Annotated in this window: 22 protein-coding genes; 7 read left to right on the forward strand and 15 right to left on the reverse strand. The window is 72.5% G+C overall.

The window, feature by feature from the left end; all coding sequences use genetic code 11:
• Positions 1 to 17: 17 nt before the first annotated feature.
• The gene (locus tag HNR21_RS02465) at positions 18 to 2,705 is read right to left on the reverse strand and encodes a cellulose binding domain-containing protein (protein ID WP_312880792.1); all 2,688 of its coding nucleotides are present in this window, start codon (positions 2,703 to 2,705) and stop codon (positions 18 to 20) included.
• Between the two features lie 432 nt (positions 2,706 to 3,137).
• Between HNR21_RS02465 and HNR21_RS02470 the strand changes: the two genes are divergently transcribed.
• The 5 genes from HNR21_RS02470 to hypF are packed head-to-tail and all read left to right on the forward strand — an operon-like array spanning position 3,138 to position 7,236.
• Positions 3,138 to 3,518: a PadR family transcriptional regulator gene (locus HNR21_RS02470; RefSeq protein WP_119728118.1), complete on the forward strand. Its 381-nt coding sequence runs from the start codon at positions 3,138 to 3,140 to the stop codon at positions 3,516 to 3,518.
• On the forward strand, positions 3,515 to 4,099 hold the full coding sequence (locus HNR21_RS02475) for a D-sedoheptulose-7-phosphate isomerase (RefSeq protein ID WP_182703857.1): 585 nt from the start codon (positions 3,515 to 3,517) through the stop codon (positions 4,097 to 4,099). Before HNR21_RS02470 ends, HNR21_RS02475 begins: the two co-directional genes overlap by 4 nt.
• Positions 4,096 to 4,302, forward strand: coding sequence for a HypC/HybG/HupF family hydrogenase formation chaperone (locus HNR21_RS02480; RefSeq protein ID WP_182703858.1), 207 nt, complete (start codon positions 4,096 to 4,098; stop codon positions 4,300 to 4,302). Before HNR21_RS02475 ends, HNR21_RS02480 begins: the two co-directional genes overlap by 4 nt.
• Positions 4,299 to 4,946 carry a D-sedoheptulose-7-phosphate isomerase gene (locus HNR21_RS02485; RefSeq protein WP_182703859.1) on the forward strand — a complete coding sequence of 216 codons (648 nt, stop codon included), beginning with the start codon at positions 4,299 to 4,301 and terminating at the stop codon, positions 4,944 to 4,946. The genes HNR21_RS02480 and HNR21_RS02485 overlap by 4 nt, the downstream gene beginning before the upstream one ends.
• Before the next feature lie 43 nt (positions 4,947 to 4,989).
• Positions 4,990 to 7,236, forward strand: coding sequence for a carbamoyltransferase HypF (gene hypF / locus HNR21_RS02490; RefSeq protein WP_312880793.1), 2,247 nt, complete (start codon positions 4,990 to 4,992; stop codon positions 7,234 to 7,236).
• A gap of 105 nt (positions 7,237 to 7,341) precedes the next feature.
• Here the strand turns inward: hypF and HNR21_RS35825 are convergent, their stop codons facing one another.
• Positions 7,342 to 10,668 carry a phosphotransferase gene (locus HNR21_RS35825; protein ID WP_182703861.1) on the reverse strand — a complete coding sequence of 1,109 codons (3,327 nt, stop codon included), beginning with the start codon at positions 10,666 to 10,668 and terminating at the stop codon, positions 7,342 to 7,344.
• 321 nt (positions 10,669 to 10,989) lie between these two features.
• On the reverse strand, positions 10,990 to 11,901 hold the full coding sequence (locus tag HNR21_RS02500) for a helix-turn-helix transcriptional regulator (RefSeq protein WP_182703862.1): 912 nt from the start codon (positions 11,899 to 11,901) through the stop codon (positions 10,990 to 10,992).
• A 182-nt stretch (positions 11,902 to 12,083) separates the two neighbouring features.
• Between HNR21_RS02500 and HNR21_RS02505 the strand changes: the two genes are divergently transcribed.
• Positions 12,084 to 12,899: an aminotransferase class IV family protein gene (locus HNR21_RS02505; RefSeq protein WP_182703863.1), complete on the forward strand. Its 816-nt coding sequence runs from the start codon at positions 12,084 to 12,086 to the stop codon at positions 12,897 to 12,899.
• Between the two features lie 105 nt (positions 12,900 to 13,004).
• Here the strand turns inward: HNR21_RS02505 and hypE are convergent, their stop codons facing one another.
• From hypE to HNR21_RS02560, 12 genes are read right to left on the reverse strand one after another with little or no spacing between them, the layout of a single operon-like run.
• The gene (gene hypE, locus HNR21_RS02510) at positions 13,005 to 14,069 is read right to left on the reverse strand and encodes a hydrogenase expression/formation protein HypE (protein ID WP_182703864.1); all 1,065 of its coding nucleotides are present in this window, start codon (positions 14,067 to 14,069) and stop codon (positions 13,005 to 13,007) included.
• A complete protein-coding gene (gene hypD, locus HNR21_RS02515; RefSeq protein WP_182703865.1) occupies positions 14,066 to 15,193 on the reverse strand; it encodes a hydrogenase formation protein HypD in 1,128 nt (375 codons plus the stop codon). Before hypD ends, hypE begins: the two co-directional genes overlap by 4 nt.
• 11 nt (positions 15,194 to 15,204) lie before the next feature.
• The gene (locus HNR21_RS02520) at positions 15,205 to 15,489 is read right to left on the reverse strand and encodes a HypC/HybG/HupF family hydrogenase formation chaperone (protein ID WP_119728109.1); all 285 of its coding nucleotides are present in this window, start codon (positions 15,487 to 15,489) and stop codon (positions 15,205 to 15,207) included.
• Positions 15,490 to 15,496: 7 nt separating this feature from the next.
• Positions 15,497 to 15,607, reverse strand: a complete 111-nt coding sequence (locus HNR21_RS36540; RefSeq protein WP_376766571.1) for a DUF6893 family small protein — start codon at positions 15,605 to 15,607, stop codon at positions 15,497 to 15,499.
• A 34-nt stretch (positions 15,608 to 15,641) separates the two neighbouring features.
• Positions 15,642 to 15,851, reverse strand: coding sequence for a hypothetical protein (locus tag HNR21_RS02525; RefSeq protein ID WP_119731762.1), 210 nt, complete (start codon positions 15,849 to 15,851; stop codon positions 15,642 to 15,644).
• 22 nt (positions 15,852 to 15,873) lie between these two features.
• On the reverse strand, positions 15,874 to 16,503 hold the full coding sequence (locus HNR21_RS02530; RefSeq protein WP_220500015.1) for a DUF5947 family protein: 630 nt from the start codon (positions 16,501 to 16,503) through the stop codon (positions 15,874 to 15,876).
• The gene (locus tag HNR21_RS02535; protein ID WP_182703866.1) at positions 16,500 to 17,057 is read right to left on the reverse strand and encodes a NifU-related iron-sulfur-binding protein; all 558 of its coding nucleotides are present in this window, start codon (positions 17,055 to 17,057) and stop codon (positions 16,500 to 16,502) included. Before HNR21_RS02535 ends, HNR21_RS02530 begins: the two co-directional genes overlap by 4 nt.
• Positions 17,050 to 18,843 (reverse strand): nickel-dependent hydrogenase large subunit, encoded by a 1,794-nt coding sequence (locus tag HNR21_RS02540; protein WP_182703867.1) that lies wholly within the window; start codon positions 18,841 to 18,843, stop codon positions 17,050 to 17,052. The genes HNR21_RS02535 and HNR21_RS02540 overlap by 8 nt, the downstream gene beginning before the upstream one ends.
• Positions 18,844 to 18,873: 30 nt before the next feature.
• On the reverse strand, positions 18,874 to 19,935 hold the full coding sequence (locus tag HNR21_RS02545; protein ID WP_119728105.1) for an NADH-quinone oxidoreductase subunit B family protein: 1,062 nt from the start codon (positions 19,933 to 19,935) through the stop codon (positions 18,874 to 18,876).
• 11 nt (positions 19,936 to 19,946) lie between these two features.
• The gene (locus tag HNR21_RS02550) at positions 19,947 to 20,306 is read right to left on the reverse strand and encodes a hydrogenase/urease maturation nickel metallochaperone HypA (protein ID WP_220500489.1); all 360 of its coding nucleotides are present in this window, start codon (positions 20,304 to 20,306) and stop codon (positions 19,947 to 19,949) included.
• A gap of 1 nt (position 20,307) precedes the next feature.
• On the reverse strand, positions 20,308 to 20,817 hold the full coding sequence (locus tag HNR21_RS02555) for a hydrogenase maturation protease (protein WP_182703869.1): 510 nt from the start codon (positions 20,815 to 20,817) through the stop codon (positions 20,308 to 20,310).
• Positions 20,814 to 22,163, reverse strand: a complete 1,350-nt coding sequence (locus HNR21_RS02560; RefSeq protein ID WP_182703870.1) for a hypothetical protein — start codon at positions 22,161 to 22,163, stop codon at positions 20,814 to 20,816. The genes HNR21_RS02555 and HNR21_RS02560 overlap by 4 nt, the downstream gene beginning before the upstream one ends.
• 350 nt (positions 22,164 to 22,513) lie before the next feature.
• Here HNR21_RS02560 and HNR21_RS02565 point away from each other — a divergent pair, with 350 nt between their 5' ends.
• Entirely contained in the window at positions 22,514 to 23,206 is a 693-nt protein-coding gene (locus HNR21_RS02565) for a hypothetical protein (protein WP_182703871.1), read from the forward strand.
• Positions 23,207 to 23,230: the final 24 nt, after the last annotated feature.

Here is a 23,230-nt window from a genome sequence, read left to right on the forward strand (position 1 = left end):
GCCACGCCCCCGATCGGTCAGTTCACAGCAGTGCAGGACGGCGTGATCGTGGCGGGAGCCCCGGTGGCTATGTAGCCGAACGTCGTCGTGGCGTTCGGGGACAGGGAGCCGTTCCAGGACTCGTTGGCGGCGGTCACGGTGGTGGACTGCTGGGTCACCTTCGCTCCCCATGCCTGGCTCACCGTCTGGCCGCCGGAGTAGGTCCAGGTGACCTTCCAGCCCTTGATGGGCGAGGCGCCGGTGTTCTTGACGGTGACCTCACCCTGGTGGCCGCCCGACCAGGCGTTCACCTGACGGTACGTCGCGGTGCAGCCGCCCGGTCCGGTGGGCGAGGCGGTGGGGGTGGTGGGATCCGGCGCGGGCGTCGTGGGATCCGGGCCGGGGGTGACGGTGGTGTCTCCGTAGATGATGCCTCGGCCGTTGGTGCCCAGGTAGACGCGGCCGTAGATGCGGGGGTCGCCGGTCAGGGCCTCGCCCATGTTGCCGTACTGGTGCTGGTCGTCGTTGATCCGCACCCACGAGCGCCCGGTGTCGTCGGAACGGTAGACGCCCGTGACCCCGTCGATCGTGGCCACCGCGTACACCGCGTGGTAGTCACGGCCGGGCGCGGCCTTGCCGAACCCCACGTTCACGGCCTTCGTCACACCCGACACCTTGGTGAACGTGGCGCCCGAGTCGGTCGAACGGAACAGCCCCGTGTCCCCGGCCAGCCAGATGTCGCCCTCATGCCCGGCGACCGCCTTGAACTTGACGCCCGACGTGGGAAGCCCACTGGCCGAGGTGGCGGTGAAGCTCTGCCCGCCGTTGGTGCTCACGTAGAACCGGCCGCCGGAGAACGCGTAGAACTTGCTCGGGTTCACCCGGTCGGACTCGACGACGGCGTTCTGCGGCAGCCCGGAGACCTGCGTCCAGCTGTTGCCGTAGCCCACCGAGTACACGGGCGCGACGTTCCGCGGCGCCCACACGAACCGGCTGCCGTCCGCCGACGCCGCCACCGTGCCGCCCTCGTTGATCCCGCTCGGCTCCGTGCCCTGGAACCAGTTGGCGCCGCCGTCGGTGGAGAACGCCACATGGGAGTCGTTCGGCCGGTCGGAGTCGGTGAAGTTGCCCGCCCGCACCATGACGCTCGGGTTCTTCTCGGCGAAGTCCAGGCTGGTGGTGCTGGTGAAGTTGGGCTGGGTGAACATCATCGACGGCACCTTGGTCAGGTCGGTGTGCCGGAAGCCGCCGATGTCGCCGAGCCCGCTGACCAGCGGCGCCCCGGACGGCGGGCTGATCAGGTCGAGCACCGCGGTCTCCTCCAGCCCGGTCACCATGGGCCGGATGGTGAAGCGCTCACCGGAGTCCCACTTGGTCAGCTCCTCGGTGCCGTAGATGGTGGCGCCGGTGCCGTACATCATCCGGTCGGAGTCGAACGGGTCGATCTCCAGCGACTCGGTCATCCAGCCGAGCTTGGGGGTCTGCTCGGGCGGCGACGGGTTGGCGCCCCACGTCAGCCAGGGGGCCGCCGACACGTCCATGGTGTAGCGGTTGTTCCGGTTCGGATAACCCGCGTAGTCCCAGATGCGGGACCAGGTGGCGCCCCCGTCCGTGCTGCGGAAGAAGATGACGTCGGGCCACCAGGAGATCTGGGTGGCGACCATGAGGGTGCGCGGGTTCTGCCGGTCGATGGTCAGGCCGCTGTATCCGAAGTAGGCGTCGCTGCTGCTGGACGGGACCGGGCTGATCTGCGTCCACTCGCCGGTACGGGTGTTGAGCTTCCACACGTCGCCCTTGCCGCCGTCGTACGGGCCGCCGGTGTCGCTGGTGGCGATGTAGAGGAAGTCGTTGGCGGTGTCGAGCACGCCCTTGTGCGCCATGTAGCCGGTGGGCTGTCCGGGCACCCGTTCCCACGACGTACCGCCGTTGGTGGTGCGGTAGACGGTGTTGTCCTTGTCGGCGACCCCGACGTAGATGGTCTGGGTGGCGCTGCCGGAGCTTCCGGTGCCCTCGTCGAACGTCACCCACACCACGCCGGGCCGGTGGCTGCCGTACCCGTTGGGGTCGTTCGGGTCCTGCGCCCAGTTCCCCGGGTTGGGGAAGCTGCTCACCTTGGACCACGTCACGCCCCGGTCGGTGGAGCGCCACAGCCCGTTCCCGTCGGGCGCCCCCAGGTAGAGGATGCGGTTGTCGTTGGGGTCGACCGCCAGCCGCTCGCCCATCCCCCGGCCGGGCATGTTGCCGCCGAGCTTGAACGGCAGCTCACTGACCTGCCATGTACGCCCCCGGTCGGCGGACCGCAGCACGGCCCCGTTGTTGGGATCCCAGTCGTTGGTGTACATGCCGGCCGCCACGTACACGCGGTCGGCGTCCACCGGGTCGGCGGCCAGGCTGACCACGCCGTTGTAGCCCCAGCGGTCCCAGCCCACCCAGTCCAGCAGCGGGATCCACCGCCTGCCCGCCTGGTCCCAGCGGTACGCGCCGCCGATGTCGGTGCGCGCGTAGATGAGGTTGCGTTCCTTGCGGCTGAAGATGATGCCCGGCACGAAGCCGCCCCCGGCGATCTGCACGTTCTTCCACGTGTACGGCTCGGCCGGGGCGGCCGCGGCCGGGGGCGCCGCGTTGACCGCGGGCACCAGCACGGCCGCCGCCAGCACCAGCGCCCCCAGCGCGGCGAGCAGCCCGTGGCCGAGCCGCCCGGCGGGGCGGGCGGGATGTCCTCGCACTGCGAACTCCTTCCTCGGATGGTCGCCCGAGCGTCGTCGAAGCGCTTCGACCCGGTCAAGGAATCCACCTCGCCGCGCGAATCTTTCAGGCCACGGGCCGCCGATCGTGGTGGAACGCCGTGAAACGGGTCAGCGGGCGGCGGTGCGCATGCATCACCTTTCGTCGGAAGGGCTTGGAGAACCGGCTTGAGATGGTGGGCCACCCGCATGGGCTCCGCACACTAAGACCGCCGCGCAATGTCGTCTTCCGCGTTAGCGGGCAACTGCGGAATCGCACGGGTGTTCCGTGCGTAACGGCCAGAGCCGGACGACACGCCGAGGCGGGGAAAGGGTGATCCAGGGGGCTGTAAGGGATCGGGCCGCCGGGTGTCGGGGAGAAGGCCGCAGGGAAGAGACCCTCCCGTCTCGGAGTGCTGCGGACGGGGGGCGTTCATGGAGGGCGGCGAGGTTCGGGGGCTGCTGCATCCCTTTCTGCTTCTGCTCATCTTCGAACGTCCGGGGCACGGTTACGAGCTGATCGAACGCCTGGAGCGGATGGGCGCGGGCGGGGTGGAGCCCGCGCAGGTGTACCGGGTGCTGCGGGCCCTGGAACGGGAACGGCTGGTGGTGTCGGCCTGGGTCCCGTCCGAGTCCGGGCCGGCCCGCCGCTGCTACGAACTGACCCCCGAGGGCCTGGCGCGGCTGGAGGCGTGGATGACCCGGCTGGCCCGGCTGGGGCACATCGTGGAGTCCTGCCTGGCCCGATGGCAGAAGGTCGCTCCGCCGTCGGCCCGGCCCGTGCCCGCGCCGGACCGCGTCACCGTGCGGCCATGACGGGGGCCGGTGCGACGGCGGAGCGGGTGCGGGCGGCGTTCGAACGCCGCCGGGCCCCGGGGCTGGCGCTCGCCGAGGACGCCGAGGCGGTGGCGCGGGCGTGCCGCGACATGGCCCTGCGGTTCCACCGGGGCGGCCGGCTGCTGGTGTTCGGCGGCGGGGCGGCGGCGGCGGACGCCCAGCACATCGCGGTGGAGTTCGTGCATCCGGTGGTCGTCGGCAAGCGGGCGCTGCCCGCGATGTCGCTGAGCGCCGACCCGGCCGCGCTCACCGCGATCGCCCTCGCGGACGGGCCCGACGAGATGTTCGCCGCCCAGCTCCGGATGCTGGCGTCGCCGGACGACATCGCCCTGGGCGTCTCGGCGGACGGGTGCCGCCCGGCCGTTCGCAACGGGCTGGCGGCGGCGCGCGGGCTGGGAGCCCTCACGGTGGCGCTGACCGGCGCCGACGGCGGCGACATCGAGGCGGACCACCACCTGGCCGCCCGCTGCGACGATCCGGCCGTGGTGAAGGAGATCCACGTGACGACCTACCACGTGCTGTGGGAGCTGGTGCACGTCTTCCTGGAGCGGGCCCGATGAGCGGGCACTGCACCGGCGAGGCGTGCGTCACCTGCTCGGACGCCGCCGTGCGCGTCCGGATCACGGAACTGCTGGGCGACGGGCTGGCGCTGGTGGACACCGCGGCCGGTCCCGAGCAGGTCAGCGTCGCGCTGGTCGACGCCGGGCCCGGCGACACCGTGCTCGTGCACGCCGGGGAGGCGATCGCGGTGGTGCCGTCATGACCGAGACGCTCTATCCGTTCCTGCACCCGGCGCGGCCCGCCGACCCGGACGGGGTGCTCGCCGAGGTGCGGCGGTCCACCGAGGAGAAGGCCCGCGAGATCGCCGCGCTGCGGGAGTCGCTGGCCGCCGCGCACGGGGAACGGCTGGTGGCCTGCGCCCGCCGGATGGCCGAGGCGTTCCGGGCGGGCGGGCGGCTGCTGGCGTTCGGCAACGGCGGCAGCGGCACCGACGCGCAGGCCCTGGCCGCGCTGTTCGTGCGCCCGCCGGCCCCGGCGCGTCCGCTGCCGGCGACGTCCCTGCCCCAGGACGTGGCCGCGCTGACGGCGCTGTCGAACGACGTGGGCTTCGAGGTGGTGTTCGCCCGCCAGATCGCCGCGCTCGGCCGGGCCGGCGACATCGCGGTGGGCCTGTCGACGAGCGGCGGGTCGGCGAACGTGGTGGCCGCGTTCGCCGAGGCGGCCCGCCGCGGGCTGGTGACGGTCGGGTTCGCCGGGTACGACGGCGGCGCGCTGGGTGCGGCCGGGACGGTCGGGCACCTGTTCGTCGTCCCCTCCCCGTCCGTGCACCGCATCCAGGAGGCTCAGACGACGCTCTATCACGTGCTGTGGGAACTGACGCAGCACGCGTTGGACGGGGGGCTGTGATCCGGTGACCGGTTCGCGGACCGCGGCGCGGGTGCGCCTGCGTGTGGAAGGGATCGTTCAGGGGGTGGGGTTCCGCCCGTTCGTGTACGGGCTGGCGGGCCAGTACGGCCTGGCGGGGTTCGTGGGCAACGACTCGCGGGGCGTGTTCGTGGAGGCGGAGGGCTCGCCGCAGATGGTGGCCAGGTTCGCCGCCGACCTGGCCCGCAAGTCGCCGCCGCTGGCGGTGGTGGAGCGGATCACGACCGAGCACACCGTGCCGGTCGGCGAGCGCGGGTTCCGGATCGTGCCCAGCAGCCGGGGTCCCGGCGACCATGACGCGCTGGTGGCCCCGGACACCGCGACCTGCGCCGACTGCCTGCGCGAGATCACCGACCCCGCCGCGCGGCGGTACGGGTACGCGTTCACCAACTGCACGGCGTGCGGGCCGCGCTTCACGATCGTGCGGGACGTGCCGTACGACCGGTGCCGGACGACGATGGCGGACTTCGCGATGTGCGCGGACTGCGCGGCGGAGTACGGCGACCCGGGCGACCGGCGGTTCCACGCGCAGCCGGTGTGCTGCCCGGCGTGCGGGCCGGCGCTGCGGCTGGTGGACGCGCGGTGGCGGGAGGTTCCGGGCGATCCGGTCGGCACGGCGGTGCGGTGGCTGCGGGACGGCCGGATCCTGGCGGTCAAGGGGCTGGGCGGCTACCACCTGGCGGCGCTGGCCGACCATCCCGAGGCGGTGTCGCGGCTGCGGGCCCGCAAGCACCGGGAGGCCAAGCCGTTCGCGGTGATGGCCCCGGACCTGGCGTCGGCCCGTTCGCTGGTCCGGCTGGACGCGGCGGCGGAACGGGCGCTGACCGGCGTGCGGCGGCCGATCGTGCTGGCGCCGCGGCTGCCGATCGCCCGGGTGGCCGACGCGGTCGCGCCGGGGTCCCGGGAGCTGGGGGTGCTGCTGCCGTACACGCCGCTGCACCATCTGCTCGCCGAGGAGCTGGGTCGCCCGTTCGTGCTGACCAGCGGGAACCTGTCGGACGAGCCGATCGCCCACCGGGACGAGGAGGCGCGGGAACGGCTGGCGGGGATCGCGGACGGCTTCCTGACCCACGACCGGCCGATCCATGTGCGGGTGGACGACTCGGTGGTGCGCGTGTTCCGGGGACGTGAGCTGCCGGTGCGGCGTTCGCGGGGGTACGTGCCGTCGCCGGTGACGGTGAAGTGGCCGTTCCCGCGGACGGTGCTGGCGTGCGGGGCGGAGCTGAAGAACACGTTCTGCCTGGGCCGGGAGCACCACGCGTTCGTGTCCCACCACATCGGCGACCTGGAGAACTACACGACGCTGCGCGCCTACACCGAGGGCATCGAGCATTTCTGCCGGCTGCTGGGGGTCCGCCCCCAGACGGTGGCGCACGACCTGCACCCGGAGTACCTGTCGACCAAGTACGCGTTCGAACGCACCGACGTGGAGCTGGTCGGGGTCCAGCACCACCACGCCCACATCGCCTCCTGCCTGGCCGACAACGGCGTGTCCGGCCCGGTGATCGGCATCGCGTTCGACGGCCTGGGCTACGGCCCCGACGGCACCCTGTGGGGCGGCGAACTCCTCATCGCCGACCTCGCCGACTACGAGCGCGCCGGATATCTGGCCCCCGTTCCCATGCCCGGCGGCACCGCGGCCGTACGCGAACCGTGGCGGATGGCCGCCGCCTACCTGGACGCGGTCTACGGCGACGGCGTACCGGACCTGGACGTGGTGCGCCGCCACCAGGACCGCTGGCAGGCGGTCGTGACGATGGCCCGTACCGGCACCAACTCCCCCGCCACCTCCAGCGCGGGCCGCCTCTTCGACGCGGTCGCCGCGATCCTCGGCGTCCGCGACGAGATCCGCTACGAGGGCCAGGCCGCCATCGAACTCGAGCAGCGCATCGACCCCAACGAGAGCGGCGGCTACGCCGCCTCCATCACCAAGGGCCCCCCGGTCGTCGTCAACGCCGCCGACCTGGTCCGCGGCGTCATCGGCGACCTGGCCTCCGGCGTCGGCACCGCCCGCATCGCCGCCCGCTTCCACAACGGCCTGGCCTGTGCCGCCGTCCGCGCCGCCTGCATCCTCCGCGACCGCGTCGGCCTGCGCACCGTCGCCCTGTCCGGCGGCGTCTTCCAGAACCTCACCCTCCTGGACCGCCTGGTCACCGGCCTGGAACGGGAGAACTTCCACGTCCTGACCCACCACCGCGTCCCCCCCAACGACGGCGGCATCTCCCTGGGCCAGGCCGTCGTAGCCGCCGCCCGCACCCGCCCCTGGACCTGACCGGGACCCCGCCCCTCACGGTGAGCAACGAACCCCGGCGCCTCGGAACGGCGTCCCGGAGAGTCGAGGGCCGGGCCGGCCGCTCACCGGCGCCCGGCGCATCCGCTAGCCCCGCACCACCCGTTCGACGTGGGCGCGTTCGATGGGCCGGGTCCAGGACCAGTAGGTCCCGGCGGCGTTGAGCTTGGCGGTGAGCTTGTCGAGCAGATGGCGGTCCTGCTCGGGGCTCTGGGTGCCCGAACGAACGAGCTGGGTGTAACGGACGGTGTCGACGATCGCGGACTTGACGCGTTCGTGGGCCAGGTAGGTCTGCAGGTCCTCGCGCCAGGCGCGGGTCATGTCCGGCGGCATGGCCCGCTGCCAGCGGGCCAGCAGGGCGTCCCGCTCGTCGTCGAAGTAGCTCATCTTGTGCAGGTGAACGGCCAGCTCGTAGACCGGGTCGCCCCACAGGGCCAGCTCCCAGTCCAAAAAGACGGTGCGTCCCTGGGCGACGATCATGTTCTTGCGGTGCACGTCGGAGTGCAGCAGGCAGAACGGGCGGCGGGTCAGCGAGTCCCACCGCACCGGCGCCAGCGGCGCCGCCGGGATGCCCAGCCCCCGGAACTCGACGGCGTAGTCGTGCCGGAACGTCTCGTACACCTGCCCGGTCACCGTTGACAGGCGGCGCGCGAACGCGACCGTGTCGCCGTCGTCGGGCCAGCCGTCCGGCGGCACCGGCAGCTCCCGCGACGGCACCTCCGCCAGCAGCCGGAACAGATCGGCCACATCCCCCACGACGTGCTCGGGCACCCGCACCCCACGCGGCGCGACCCCGTCCAGGACCTCGCCGGTGACGAACTCGTGGATCTGGTACGGCGGGTCCGCCGAGGCGAACAGCAGCCGCGGAACGCGCCCGCCCGTCCCGTCGTTGAGATGCGGCCCGATCGCCGCCAGCACCTCGTTCTCCGGCCAGATCTTCAGGTCCATCCCGTCCGCCCCGGCGATGGGCGCGCGGACGAGCAGATCACCGACCCGGACATTGCGGTTGTAGAACCCGGCCGCGGCCTCCGGCGACCGCACCGCGGCCTCGTACAGAACGCCCGGCCGCAACCCCAGCAGCTGGTCGGCCCGCTCGGCGGTGACGCCGTCGAACGCCTCCCCCAGCACCGCCCGCGCCCGCCCGGCGGCGCGCTCCACGTCCGGGTCGGGCAGCCCCAGTACCTCCAGCAGCCGCGCGGCGACCAGGATCAACGTCGGGTAGACCTCGACCGCCTGCAATTCGGCCACCGCCTGCCGCGCCGACTCCGCCGCCTTCACCGGCAGTCCGCGCCTCGCCAGCAGGAACGCTCGCAGCAGCTCCGCCCGAGCCCGCCCGGACCGGTACCGCGCCCGCTCCAGCGCATCGCACGCGAGTTCCAGCGACGCCGCCGACTCCCGCAACTGCCCCAGCAGGAGCTGTGCCTGCGCCAGCGCCGTGTACGCCTTCCCCAGCTCGTGCAGCGCCCCCAGCTCCCGCTGCACCTCGACGGCCTCGACGGCCGCCGGAATCGCGGCCCGCGGGTCGGTCCACGCGAGCAGCTCCGCCTCGTTGGTCTTGACGGCGCTCTGCCCGAAGACCGATCGGGCCTCCGCGTACCACCGGGTGGCCTCGTCCAGGTGGCGACGGGCTCCGTCGAAGTCGTAACAGAACCGGTCGGCCAGGTACAGCAGCCGGGCCAGGTCCCCGCGCAGCTCGGCGTCCCGGTCGCCGCAGTCGTCGCGGATCTCGGCGACGATCCGGCGGGCGTGCTCGAACCGGCCCTGCGCCATGTGCAGGTCGGCGGCCCACAGTCCCGCGTCCAGCCGGCACCCGCCGGACGCGTGCTCGAGGGTGCGCGTGTAGATGTCCAGCGCGGCGGCGGTGTCCCCGGCGATCCGGCGGGCGTGCCCCGCCGCGACGGCCAGCCGTTCCCCGGCCGGTGTCCCGAACGTGAGAGGCCGTCCCCGGGTGAGCGCCCCGGCCTGCTCGATGTTGCCGAGGAGGATCGCCTGCTCGGCCTCCAGGCAGCGGGCGGCGTCCGCCATGTCGGGCCGGCCGCGCAGGTCGGCCAGCAGCCCGCCGATCCCCCGCGCGCCGCCGCTGGTCTTGATCTCGTCCGCGTACTCCAGCAGCTCGGCCTCGGTGAGATCCCCGGCGGCCAGGCCGTGGTAGGCGGCCTCGTGCAGGTTCCCGCGTTCGTCCCAGATCGCGCGCAGCACGCGGTGGACGTCCCGTTGCACCTCCGGCGACAGGCGCTCCCGCAGCGCCCCGGTCATGAGCTGATGCAGCTGCAGGTGCTCCGGTCCCGCCGGATAGACGAACGAATAGGAGGTCAGCGACTCCCACGCCATCCGGTGACCGGGCAGGTCGAAGGCCGCCGCCAGCTTCCGGAACACCTCGAAGTCGAACAGCCGCGCCACCGACAGCAGCTCCAGGAAACGGATCTCCGCGGCGTCCACGTGCTGGAGGAACCGCCGCAGGATCTCCGCCTCGGACACGACCCCTCCCGCACCCCGGGACCGGGTGTCCACCGCGAGATGCAGGTAGAACGGTACCCCTTCGCTGGCGGCCGCGATCGCCCGCCGTTCCCGCGGATCGTCGATCCCGCCGTCCGCCAGCAGCTCCAGCCGGGCCTCCAGCGGCAGGCCGCCGATCGGCACCGTCCGCACGACCCGTTCCCACTCGCCGTCCCAGGGCACGGGCTCACGGCTGGCGATCACGGTCAGCCCGCGGTCGAGCTGGGCCACCAGATCCTGCAGCCAGGTGTCGTCCTGGCCGCGCATCGCCTCGTAGGCGTCGATGAAGATCGTGTACGGGCGTTCCCGGGAGTCGTCGCGCAGGTCCTCCGCGAAGTAGTACGTCACGGCGTCGACCAGTTCCGCGTTGGGCAGCTCGTCCAGCCGCTTGAGCGCCGCGTCGATCCTCAGCGTCCGCCGTCGCCGCTGCCCCGCACGCGCCCGGTCCAGCAGCCGCACCAGACCCACGGCGGTCGCGAAGACCGGGACGCCCGAGGCGACGTCGACCGCGCTGGACAGCACCTCGCTCTCCCGGGCGAACGGCAGATCCCTCTCGTTGATCCGCAGGTGAGGGTGCAGCCGCTGCCAGAGGACCGCATAGGCGATGTCATAACGATCGAAGCGGACGCCCTGCTGCCCCAGCCGTACGCGGAGCACCGCCAGGGCGTCGGCCTGCTGGCGCAGCGCCGGCACCTGGAGATCCAGCACGGCCGTGCGGTGCCCGGCCTGTTCGACCCGGTCACGGATCTCACGCAGCAGCCGGGACTTGCCGATCCCCCCGATGCCGGTCAGGTTGAGCACCCGAGGCCCGCCGCCGATGCGCGCCAGTTCCTCGGCCACCGCCGCCAACGGCCCTTCGCGATCGACGAACCGCCGTTCCAGCGCCGCCACCCGATGGAACCTCGGCTCGAACGCCATCGACAACTCCTGTCGCGCGGGAGGGCATGCCCGTAAGAGAAATACCAAACTCCCGGTGACGCAGGCAGCCCTCGGTGTCCACGCCGAGGGAACCGCTTCTCGGGTTCGGGAAAGCGGGTGATCGCACGCTGTGCACGGCCGGAGTATCGGTTGTCACCGGCATTACGACCTCGGGAGGCCGGACGCCAGGCCCTGGTTGTACGGGATCGCCGAAGTGGGCGGCCGGCGCCGGGCTCGGCCGCATCGACCAGGTGGCGGCGGAGGTCGCCGCGGCGGCGGCCGAGGGGAAGGCGTTGCGGCGGGCCCGTGGTGCCGGGCTGATCAGGTCGCCGCGGCCCGGTCGGTGAGCGCGTTCACGCCGCGTTCGGTCAAGGACCGCAGGCTCTCCGCCGCGGTGGAACCCGGCCTGGCGTGGTAGACGGTCAGGCACTGCTCGGGGTCGTCGGGCAGCCAGAACGACTCGAAGGAGAGGGTGAGGTCGCCCACCAGGGGATGGTGCAGGCGTTGGGTGCCGTGGCTCTTCTCCTTGACGTCGTGCCTGGCCCACAGGCGGCGGAACTCCTCGCTCTTCACCGACAGTTCGCCCACGAGCGCCGACAGCCGCGGGTCGTCGGGGTCACGGCCCGCGTCCAGGCGCAGGGCGCCGACGACGTCGGCCGCTTTGGACTCCCAGTCCACGAACAGGCGGCGGTGGTCGGGTCGCAGGAACACCAGCCGCGCCCAGTTGCGCTCGTGGGGCGGCAACCGGTCCCAGTCGCCGAACAGGGCCGCCGCCATCGGGTTCCAGGCGAGGATGTCCGAGCACCGTCCCGTCACGTACGCGGGCACTCCCTGCAGGCAGGCCAGCATCTCGCGGAGCCCGGCGCGGACGTGCGGCCGTTGCGGCGGACGCCTCCCGCGGTGCCGGCGGGCCGCCAGATGGGCGAGGTGCCGGTGCTCGGCGTCCGTCAGCCTCAGGGCGCGCGCGAGCGCGTCGATCACCTCGGCCGACACGTTGTGGCCCCTGCCCTGTTCGAGCCGGGTGAGGTAGGCGACGGACACGCCGGCGAGCTGGGCCAGTTCCTCGCGGCGCAGCCCCGGTACGCGACGGTGCCGCCCGAAGGCCGGCAGTCCGGCGTCCTCCGGCTTCAGCCGGGCCCGGCGGCTGCGCAGGAACTCGCCGAGCTCGGCACGCGGATCGATCGGCCGCCCGCCGCCGGACTCGGTCTCCTCCGCACCGGACCGGTCGTCCATGCCGATCATTATTTCCGGTCGTAGGCCCGTCGGCGCACATCAGACTGTCCCTGGCAGTGGTAGGACCACCCGTCGTAGGCAGAACGGAGATCTGGGAGAACCCGTCCCGCCGTAGCAGGCTCGTTCCCGGCCCCGGCGGATCGCGGCGGGGCGCATGACCACGATCTGGCGGAGGATCTCCGATGAGCACTGCCGTCACCTCTTTCGTCGTTCACCGCAACGGGCGGGCCGCGACCGCCGGGGAACTGGCGCCGCTCGCCTTCGCGGGCTACGCCCACTTCACCGCCATGCAGGTGCGCGGGGGCCGGGTCCGGGGCCTGGACCTGCATCTGGAACGGCTGCGGGCCGCCTCGGTGGAGTTGTTCGGGCGGGCGCTGCCCGACGACCTGGTGCGGTCCCATCTGCGGGCGGCGGTGCAGGCCGGTCCGGCCGACCTGTCGCTGACGGCCACGGTGTACTCGCCGGCCGGGGAGTTCACCGTGGCCGGGACCGATGTGCCGCCCGAGGTGCTGGTCCGTACCGGACCGGCCGCGTCCGGCCCGCGGGGACCGCTGGCGCTGGCGGCGGTGGAGCACGAGCGGACCCTCCCCGCGGTGAAGCATGTCGGCGAGGTGGCCAAGACGTACTTCCTGCGGCAGGCCGCCGGGCGGGGCTTCGACGACGCCGCCTTCGTCGACCGCCGGGGCCGGCTCAGCGAGGGGACGATCTGGAACCTGGCCTTCTGGGACGGCACCGCGGTGGTGTGGCCCAGGGCGGAGATGCTGAACGGGGTCACGATGGGAATCGTCCGCCGGCAACTGGACCGCCTCGGCGTACCCCAGCGGGACCAGGAGGTCACGCTCGCCGACCTGCCGGCGCTGGCCGGGGCCGTGGTCATGAACTCATGGACCCCGGGTGTGGCGGTGCACCGGATCGGCTCCGTGTCCTTGCCGGAGGCACCGTCCTTCGTGGAACTGCTCCACCGGGCCTACCGGGCCGAACCGCTCACCTCACCGTGAAGCGGCGTGCGAGGGGTGGTCCGCTGGTCTCGCCGCGTGTCTGGTGTTGGAGGAACGGCGCGAAGTGCGTCTCCTGCACGTCGAATGGGTGTGACCGTCCCCGAGTCAGCAGATTCTCGGGAGGGGATCGCCCACCAGGGTGTCTATGACCCGGGTGCCGCCGAAGGCGGTGCGGGCCAGGACCAGGCCCGGCGGGTCGGCCTGGACGGTGGCGATGACGGCGGCGTTCTGGCCCTTGGGGTGGGTCTGCAACGCCGCCAGGGCCGTGTCCGCGTCCTCGGCGGGGACCACGGCTATGAAGCGGCCTTCGCAGGCGACGTAGAGGGGGTCCATGCCCAGGAGTTCGCAGGCGCCGTTGACCTGGGGGCGGATGGGGACGGCGGACTCGTCCACGACTATGGCGGTGTTGGAGGTCCTGGCCATCTCGTTGAGGACGGTGGCCACGCCGCCTCTTGTGGCGTCGCGGAGCATCCGGGTCTGCGGGACGGCGTTCAGGAGGGTGGCGATGAGGTCGTGGAGGGGGGCGGTGTCGGAGGTGAGGTCGGCCTCTATGTCGAGTTCGCCTCGGGCGAGCATGACGGTGACGCCGTGTTCGGCGATGGGGCCGGAGACCATGACGGTGTCGCCCGGGCGGACCCGGGCGACGGACAGGGTGTGCTCCACGACGCCCACGCCCGCTGTGTTGATGTAACAGCCGTCGGCTTTTCCTCGGCCTACGACCTTGGTGTCGCCGGTGACGATTTCGACTCCGGCGGCTTTCGCGGCCTCGGCCATGGAGGTCACGATGCGGTGCAGGTCGGCGGTGGGGAAGCCCTCTTCGAGGATGAAGCCGGCCGACAGGTAGAGGGGACGGGCCCCCGTTACGGCGAGGTCGTTGACGGTGCCGTTCACGGCCAGGTCGCCTATGTCGCCACCGGGGAAGAACAGGGGCGACACCACGTAGCTGTCGGTGGTGAACGCCAGGCGGGCGCCGTCCACGCCCAGCACCGCGCCGTCGCCCAGAAGCTCCAGCGCGGGGTTGCGGAACGCCTCCACGAACATCGACTCGATGAGGCTCTGGGACGCCTTGCCGCCGGCGCCGTGGGCCAGGGTGATGCGTTCGTCGCGGATCCGTGGACGGCGTTCACGGGCGCGGCGGATGCGTTCGAGGACCTGTTCCTCGGTGATCATGTGCGGGTGCCCTCCTTGATGCGCCGGCGGGTGAAGCGGCCGAAGTTGTAGTACGCGGCGCACGCGCCCTCGGACGAGACCATGCAGGTGCCGATCGGGGTCTCCGGGGTGCAGGCGGTGCCGAAGACCTTGCACTCCCACGGCTTGAGGACGCCCTTGAGCACCTCGCCGCACTGGCATGCCTTGGGGTCGGCGACCCGTACGCCGGGGACCTCGAAGAGGGCCTCCGCGTCGAACTCGGCGTACTCGCCGCGCAGCCGCAGCGCCGAGTGGGAGATGAAGCCCAGGCCGCGCCACTCGAAGTACGGGCGCAGCTCCATCGTCCGGTTGATCGCCTCCAGGGCGCGGTGGTTGCCGTTCCACGGGACGACGCGGGTGTACTGGTTCTCCACCTCGCAGCGGCCCTGGGCGAGCTGGGTGAGCAGCATGTGCACCGACTGCAGGACGTCCAGCGGCTCGAAGCCCGCCACCACCACCGGCCTGCGGTGCTCGCGGGCGATGAACCCGTACGGGCGGCAGCCGATCACCGTGGAGACGTGGCCGGGGCCGATGAAGCCGTCCAGCCGCAGGTCGGGCGAGTCCAGGATGGCCTTGATCGCCGGGATGATCGTCACGTGGTTGCAGAACACCGAGAAGTTGCGCACCCCCTCGGCGGCGGCGCGCAGCACCGTCATCGCGGTGGACGGGGCGGTGGTCTCGAACCCGATGGCCATGAAGACCACCCGGCGGTCCGGGTTCTGCCGGGCGATCTTGAGGGCGTCCAGCGGCGAGTACACCATCCGGATGTCGGCGCCGGCGGCCTTGGCGTCCAGGAACGACCCGTGGCCGCCGGGCACCCGCATCATGTCGCCGAACGAGGTCATGATCACCTCGGGCCGCCGGGCGATGGCGATCGCGTCGTCCACCCGGCCCATCGGGATCACGCACACCGGGCAGCCGGGCCCGTGCACCAGCGTCACCGGCTCCGGCAGGTAGTCGGCCAATCCGTGCTTGTAGATGGTGTGCGTGTGTCCCCCGCACACCTCCATGAACTTGTACTCGCGGCCGGGCTCGCACAGGCCGGCGATCTGCGCCGCCAGCGCGCGGGCCCGGTCCGCGTCGCGGTATTCGTCGACGAACCGCATCCAGGTCCCCTCTAGGTGATGTCCGAGCCCGCCAGCGCGTCCAGCTCGTCGGTGTAGGCCTCGCCCAGCCCCCGCAGCAGCGCCAGCGTCGCCGCCGCCTCCGCCTCGTCGATCTTGGACATGGCGAAGCCGACGTGGACCAGCACCCAGTCGCCGACCTCGACGCCGCCGCCGGTGAGCGGGCCGCCCAGCAGGCCGATGTTGACGGCCCGCCGGACCCCCGCGATCTCCACCGTGGCCAGGTCGGCGCGGTCCGGGACCAGCGCCACGATCTCCCCGGGAATGCCCAGGCACATCAGGCGCTCACATCCTCGAGATCTTGGCGTACCGCTTCATCGCCGGCAGTTCCCGCCAGAACAGCACGGCGATCCCGGCGACGAGCACCAATGCCAGCGTCTTCTTCGAAAGGCGCACCCCGGCGCCTCCCTCCTCGCGACGGGCCACCGGGTCACCCCGGCGGCAGGTTGGGCATCGAGGGCAGGATCGGGTCGCGGTCCTTGGGCCGGATGCCGGTCGACTTGCGCGCGTCCACGGTGTCGTCGCCGTGGTGGCCCGTCTGGTGGCGGTAGGCGCCCTTGGTGTTGCCCTCCCGGACGCCCGGCGTGTGCGCGGGCGCGTCGGGCCTGGTGTCGGGCCTGCCCACTCGGATCTGCGCCATGATCTGCTCCTTCACGTACGTGTCAGTCGTCCAGTCGTGCGAAGAACTCGGCGACCTCCTTCCACACCCGGGTCCCTCCGGACAGCCCCTGCCAGTGGCCGCGCACCACCGACACGAGCCGGTGGCAGTCGTCGATGGGCACCAGCCACTGCTCGTCGGCGCCCCGTGCCGTGTTGATCAGCAACGCCTCGACCGAGGGCCGCAGCGTCCGCAACACGTCACATTCCGCGACCACGCGTTCCCACACCCGCGGGTCCAGCTCGAACCGGGTCGCCCCCAGCGGGCTCGGGTAGTGCGCCGACACCGTCCCGTCCGGCCGGACCACGAAGAACGCCAGCCCCACCGGAACGCCCAGCTCCGCAGGCGTCAGTCCGGTCAGCCGCACCCGCCGGTCCGGCACCAGCCGGTACTGCCCGCGCGCCGCCGCGTCCCGCTCGAACAGCAGCGCGCACGCCCGGCACGCGCACAGCAGTTCCTCCCGCTCCTCGTCCAGCACGTGCGCGTGCCGCTCCGGAACGTCCAGCCCGCACAGCTCGCACCGCTCCGTGGCCTCCCGAGCCCGCCCCCGGGCGATCACCCGTCCCAGCGCCGCCCGCCCTGCGCTCGGCGTGACGTCCGGACCACGGGTGGCGGAGCCGCGGGGCGTCGTCATGCCGGGCCTTCCGCGGCGGTCGTCGCGGGGCGGCGGAACAGCGAGTCTGCCGGGACGAACGCGGGCGGGCGTTCGGGCCGCACCGGCTCGACCCCGGACAGTTCGGGGGCGGCGGCGGTCAGGGCGGCTTCGACGGCCTCCTGGATCGGGGCCAGGCCGGAGCCGCAGCCCCGGGCCTGCAGGCGGACGCGGGCGACGCCGTTCTCCAAGGCGACGAGTTCGGCGTCGGCGCCGCGTTCCCGGAGGGCCGGGCGCAGGCGGGCCAGGGCGCGGGCGGCGCGTTCCGCCACCGGCAGCGGATGCAGGTCGTGCAGCACCAGCAGGTGGCCCACCAGGTCGTCCTCGACCAGCGGACCGGCCGCGTCCGGCGGCAGGTGGTCCATGATGCGGGCCAGGGCCTCGCCGTACAGCTCGGTCAGCAGGGCGACGGCGTCCAGGGCCTTCCCGGCGGTCGCGCCGGGGACCTGCTCCAGGTGGGCGAGCAGGTCCTCCAGCGCGTCCAGGCGTTCGGCGACCGCCGCGGCGTCGAGCCGCGGCCCCGCGCGGTCAGCCATGGTCGGCGCCGAACATCGGGGAGTGGATCTTGCGGAGTTCGCGGCCCTTGCCGAGGTACATGTGGACGCCGCAGGGCAGGCAGGGGTCGAAGCTGCGGACCGCCCGCATGATGTCCACGCCGCGGAACTTCTCCGGGCCGTTCTCCTCGAAGATCGGCATGTCCTGCACGGCGTCCTCGTACGGGCCGGGCGTGCCGAAGTGGTCGCGCGGGCTGGCGTTCCACGGGGTCGGCGGGTACGGGTGGTAGTTGGCGATCTTGCCGTCCCGGATCACCAGGTGGTGCGACAGCACCCCGCGGACCGCCTCGTGGAAGCCGACCCCGATGGCCTCGTCCGGCACGTCGAAGTCCTGGAAGACCTTCTGGTCGCCGGCCCGCACCCGGTTCATCGCCTGCTCGATGAAGTGGAACGCCATCGCGGCGGCGTAGGCGACGAAGTACACCCGCGCCCGGTTGCGCTCGATCGCGTTGGACCACTGGGGGATCCGCCACTCCAGCGTCGTCTCCGGCAGCGACTCCCCCTTCGGCAGGGTGATCTGCACGCTGGAGCCGGTGGACCGCACGTACGGGGTGTCCACCAGGTTCGACAGCGCCGTCACGTACAGCCGGGCGAACGGGCCGCCGCCGGTGTCCAGCGCCAGGTGCTCCCCGCTCCGCCGGTCGTACCAGCGGGGGCTCATCACCCAGCTGTACTTGTCGCCGAAGTCGCGCTTCTGCGGCACCGGCAGGGTGGTCTGGTTCCACGGGTGCCGCATGTCGACCGGGTTGCCGAGCGGGTCGCGGGTGACGAACGGCTCCTCGTTCACCCAGTCCTCGTAGTAGGAGGACCCGAGCAGGATGCGGATGCCGAGGTTGATGTCGACCAGGTCGTTGGTGACCAGCTCGCCGTCCACCACGATGCCGGGGGTGACGTACATCGCCCTGCCCCACTCGTTCATGGTCTCGTAGCGGTAGTCGACGACCTCGGGGTTCTGGAACGCCCCCCAGCAGCCCAGCAGGATCCGCCGCCGCCCGACCTCCTCGTAGCCGGGCAGCGCCTCGTACCAGAAGTCGAACACGTCGTCGTTCATCGCGACGGCCCGCTTCACCCAGTCCACCACCCGCAGCAGCCGCGTCAGGTAGTCGGTGAACAGGGTGGGGCTCGGCTGCGTGCCCACGCCGCCCGGATAGACCGTGGACGGGTGCACGTGCCTGCCCTCCATCAGGCAGAACATCTCGCGGGTGACCCGGCTCATGAGCAGGGCGTGCTTGTAGGTCTCGCCCTCGAACGGGTTGTAGCTCCGCATGATGTCGGCGATGGTCCGCATGCCGTGAACGTGGGCGCGGGGCGCGTCGGTGGTCTCGGCCCGGCGCAGCACGCCCGGGTTGGTGTCCTTGACCATGGCCTCGCAGAAGTCCACGAAGACCAGGTTGTCCTGGAAGATCGTGTGGTCGAACATGTACTCGGCGGCCTCGCCGAGGTTGAGGATCAGCTCGCCCAGCACCGGGGTCTTGATCCCGTAGGCCATGTTCTGCGCGTACACCGAGCAGGTGGTGTGGTTGTCGCCGCAGATCCCGCAGATCCGGCTGGTGATGAAGCCGGCGTCGCGCGGGTCCTTGCCGCGCATGAACACCGAGTAGCCGCGGAACAGCGACGAGGTGCTGTGGCACTCGGCCACCCGCCGGTTCACGAAGTCGATCTTGGTGTAGATGCCCAGGTTGCCGATGATCCTGGTGATCGGGTCCCAGGACATCTCCACCAGTTGCCCGGGCTCGGCCGGAGCGGGCTGCCGTTCCGTGATCGCCATGAGAATGCCAGTCCTTCCGAGTGGTGAGCGCTACGGGCGGTACCGCGGGTCGAAGCCGGTGGTGAGCTCCTCGCGGTTGTGGTGCCAGCGGGGCTCCTTGTTGACCGTCCGGTTGGTGATGCCGCGCATCCGCCGGATGAACGCCCCGTACGGCTTGATCAGCACGCCGGACAGGCTGGCCCCCGGCGGCTGGTCCATGAACGGCATGAACTTGTCCGGGAAGCCCGGCATGGTGCAGGCGATGCAGATCCCGCCGACGTTCGGGCAGCCGCCGACCGCGCTCATCCAGCCGCGCTTGGGCACGTTGCAGTTGACCACCGGGCCCCAGCAGCCGACCTTCACCTGGCACTTGGGCGAGTTGTAGTCCTTGGCGAAGTCGGCCTGCTCGTAGTACGACCCGCGGTCGCAGCCCTCGTGCACGGTCTTGCCGAACAGCCACGTCGGGCGGAGCTTGTCGTCCAGCGGCGGCGGGGGCGCCGCCCCGGCGGCGTGGTAGAGCAGCCAGGTCAGCGTCTCCATGAAGTTCTCCGGCTGGATGGGGCAGCCGGGCACGTTGACGATCGGCAGCCGGCCCGCCGAGCGGAAGTCCCAGCCCAGGTAGTCGGCCAGGCCCATGCAGCCGGTCGGGTTGCCGGCCATCGCGTGGATGCCGCCGTAGGTGGCGCAGGTGCCGGCCGCCACGACGGCCCAGGCGCCCGGCGCCAGCGCGTCGATCCACCAGTTCAGCGTGAGCGGCTCGCCGGTGTCGGGATCGTTGCCGAACGAGGTCCAGTACCCGTCCCCGTTGATCTTCTCGTTGGGGATCGAGCCCTCGATCACCAGGATGTACGGGCTGAGGTCACCGCGGACGGCGGCGCGGAACGGGGCCAGGAACTCCTCGCCGCCCACGGTGGGCGACAGCACCTTGTTGTGCAGGTTCACCTTGGGCAGGCCCGGGATCAGCCCGGTCACCACGTCCTCGATGGCGGGCTGGCCCGAGGCGGTCATCGCCACGGTGTCGCCGTCGCAGCTCATGCCCTCGGAGATCCACAGGATGGTGATCTCGTCGAACCCGGCCCGGCGTTCCGCGGTCCGTGCGGCCTGCGTCGTCATCCGGTCCTCCCTCAGGACTCGCCGCCGGCCACGGCGGCGGGCTCGGTGTCGAAGGTGATCGCCTCCACGACCAGCCGCTCCTCCTCGGCGGGGACCACGTCGAGACCGCCGCAGCGCGGGCAGGCCAGCAGCGCCCGCGCGGTGGTCACCGGCGACCACTCGGCGCAGAGCCGGCACACCACCCCGGGCGGCTCCACCACCAGGTCGAGCTCGGCGCCCTCGGCGACGGTCCCGGCCGCCGCCAGCGCGAAGCCCTGGTCGACCACCTCCCGGACGACCGGATGGCCGGCGACCCGGACCCGTACCGCGCGCACCCGGCGTCCCTCCGCCCGCAGCAGCACGGCGTCGACGATGGCCTCGCACAGCCCCATCTCATGCACTGGCGTACTCCGCTCCTCGATCTGACAGGACCTCGTGGACGAGCTCGGTGACCAGCCGGACGGCCTCGTCCACGGCGGCGGCGACCGGCTCGGACAGGCCCATCCGCTCGGTGACGGCGGCGGGCCTGCAGCCGACGATCAGCACCCGTTCCACGTCGCCGCCGAGCGTGTGCAGCAGGTGCAGGACGGCCTGGGGATGCATGCCGTGGCCGTCGAGACAGGGCGGGCCGGTGCCGCCCCCGGGCTCGGCCTCCAGCACCGCGAGGGTGCCGGGCGGCCCGTCCAGCGGCATCGCGTCGACCATGATCAGCGTGTCGTGCCGGCGGTCCAGCAGCTCGTAGGCCAGATGGACGCCGCGGATGCCGTAGTCGGCGACGTCGGCCCGCGCCGGCAGGGCCGCCGGGTCGATCCGCCGGACGACCTCCACGCCGAACGCGTCGTCGCCGAGGAAGATGTTGCCGATCCCGGCGACCAGCACCCGCCCGTGCGCGTCCCCGCTCATGGGGCGTCTCCCAGCGGCTCGACCTCGTCGGGGGCGAAGTAGCGGAACCGGCCGTACCACTGGTTGAGGTCGGCGGCCGGGTCGTCCTCCAGCGTCACGGCCAGGTGCACGGCGCCCTCCACGTCCCGCAGGACCGCCTCGACCAGCGCGGTCCGGCCCTCCAGGAAGCGGTCCTGCGGGTCGGTGCCCTGGGTGCGGGGGCGCAGGCGCACCCGGCCGCCCTTGGCGATCGGAACGCCCCGGACGGTGACGGCGTCGGTCTCGGGCGAGACGCCGGGGTCGCCGGCCGGGTTCCAGTCCCGGTCGCGGATGGTGCCGTGCAGGCGGGCCATGACCTCCGGCGGCATCGCGTCGACCCGGTCGAGGATCTCGGCGGCCCGCGGGTCGGTGGCGCGCGCCTCCCGCTTCTCCGCGTCGGTCAGCGTGCGGGTGCGCAGCGACAGGATCTCGTCGATCTCGGTGGCGTCGTGCAGGTCGCCGGGGCTCTCGGGGGCGACCTTCGGGTGGTCGTACAGCAGGATCGGCGACGACAGCATCACCTCGCCCGCCAGCACGGGGAAGGTGTGGACGTTGGCGCACCCGCGGGCCGCCTCCCCGGCCCACTCCGGCGGGTCCAGCAGCGACAGGAACGCGCCGTCGCTCACCGCCAGCAGCGTGTGCGCCGCGATCAGCGAACTCCGCAGCGCCTCGTCCCGGGTGGCGTCGGCCGGGGTCGTCGCCCCCGTGTTCTCCACCCGGACCCGTAACCGGTGCAGCGGGTGCGCGGTGGGCAGCTCCTCCATCGACACCGTCACCGCGGCCTCCACCGGCCACCGGCGGCGCATCACCCGGCCCACCTGACGGCCCGTGCCGTCGGTGATCGGCTCGGTGCGCTCCCCGCCGGGCGCGCGCAGCGCCTCGCGGTGCCCGCCCGCCAGCAGGTCGGCGACGCGCGCCCGGATCCCGAACTCCCGCGGAACGGCCTCGTCGAACCCCAGCTCCAGCCGCCCGCCGGAGTCGATCCGGTCGACCGGCCAGTACGAGCCGTCCGGCCGCAGCCGTTCCGGCGAACGCCGCTGCACCTGCAGGAACCGCACCCGTAACTCGACGACGGCGTCCGGCGGCGCCTGCACCAGGCACTCGGTGCGCTGCCACCAGGACTCCGCCGACCCGGCGACGCCCTCGTCCGTCAGCCCGTGCGCCCGCGCCCACTCCGGCGGCAGCAGCACCCCGAACTGCCAGCGGACCCTGTTCTTCCCGGACGACCGCCGGTACGGATACAGCAGATACCCCTCGTACAGGATCGCGTCCGCCACCGCCCGGACGGCGTCGAGCCCCTCGACGGCGACCGGCACTTGCGCATCCATGAACGGCCCTTCCTGCTGAACGGCGACCGTCCCGGTATAACCAGCCGCCCTCTGCCTCGGTAAGTGCTGCCGTCCCTTAGATGACCTGCGTCCCTTTGCCTCTCTTGACGGACGTCCGCGTGGGCGGAGCCGGGCGGGCGCGGGCGGGCCGGGCGGCGTTCTCCCGGTCGCGGGGCCGAGCGTCAATGAGGATTTGTCCGGTCGAGACGTTCGAATGACCCGGAATCCGTCCCAGGTCATGCCCGGTGGAGGAGGTGACACGGGCATCATGCGCCCGCCGTGTCCGCGGGGGGACAGTGGGCGGGCCGCCCCGGGCGCACCGCGGGCGCACGGACATGAGGAGTTCGATCATGAGCACAGATTCCGCGGCCCGCCCCGCCCCGGCGCACAGGACCGCGTCGCCTCCGGCCGCCGACGGCCGGGGGTGGGCGATCGCCGGGATCGCGGGCGGGCTGGTGGCCCTCGGGACGCTGTTCGGCCTGTCGATCGAGATCGCGCCCAACGACGAGGGCCTCTACCGCGACAACGAGCGCCTGGTGGCGGCCATGGCCGGCAACGAGTGGCTGGTGTGGGTCGTCCAGGCCGGCACGTCGCTGGCGGCGCTGCTGGTGGTGGTCTTCGGCGCGGGGCTGTACCGCCGGCTGCGGCGCGGCGAACCGGAGGGCGGCCTGGTCCCGCTGCTGACGCTGGCCGGGATGCTGCTGGTGGCGGTGATGCTGCTGGTCGGCGGGGGCATCAGCACCGAGCTGTACCACGGGCTGCGCAAGCACGCCGAGTTCGACCCCGACACCCTCGCCGCCGACCTGGCCATCTACAACACCATGGCCTGGGTGTGGGCGGGCGCGGGCCTGTCGGCCGGGGCCGTCGCCGTCGCCGGGCTGCGCCGCCGCACGGTCGGCCGCGGGGTGGCGATCTTCAGCGCGGTGATGGCGGCGCTGGTGGCCCTGACGCAGCTCACCCCGGTCCAGTACATGGCGCTGCTCCCCGGCACCCTGTGGGTCGTGGTGATGGGCTTCGTCTTCGCCCTGGGCCGGAACCGGTGACGGCGTCCGGACCCGCCGCCCCGC

This window comes from Thermomonospora cellulosilytica, from assembly GCF_014138835.1.
Lineage (GTDB): Bacteria > Actinomycetota > Actinomycetes > Streptosporangiales > Streptosporangiaceae > Thermomonospora > Thermomonospora amylolytica.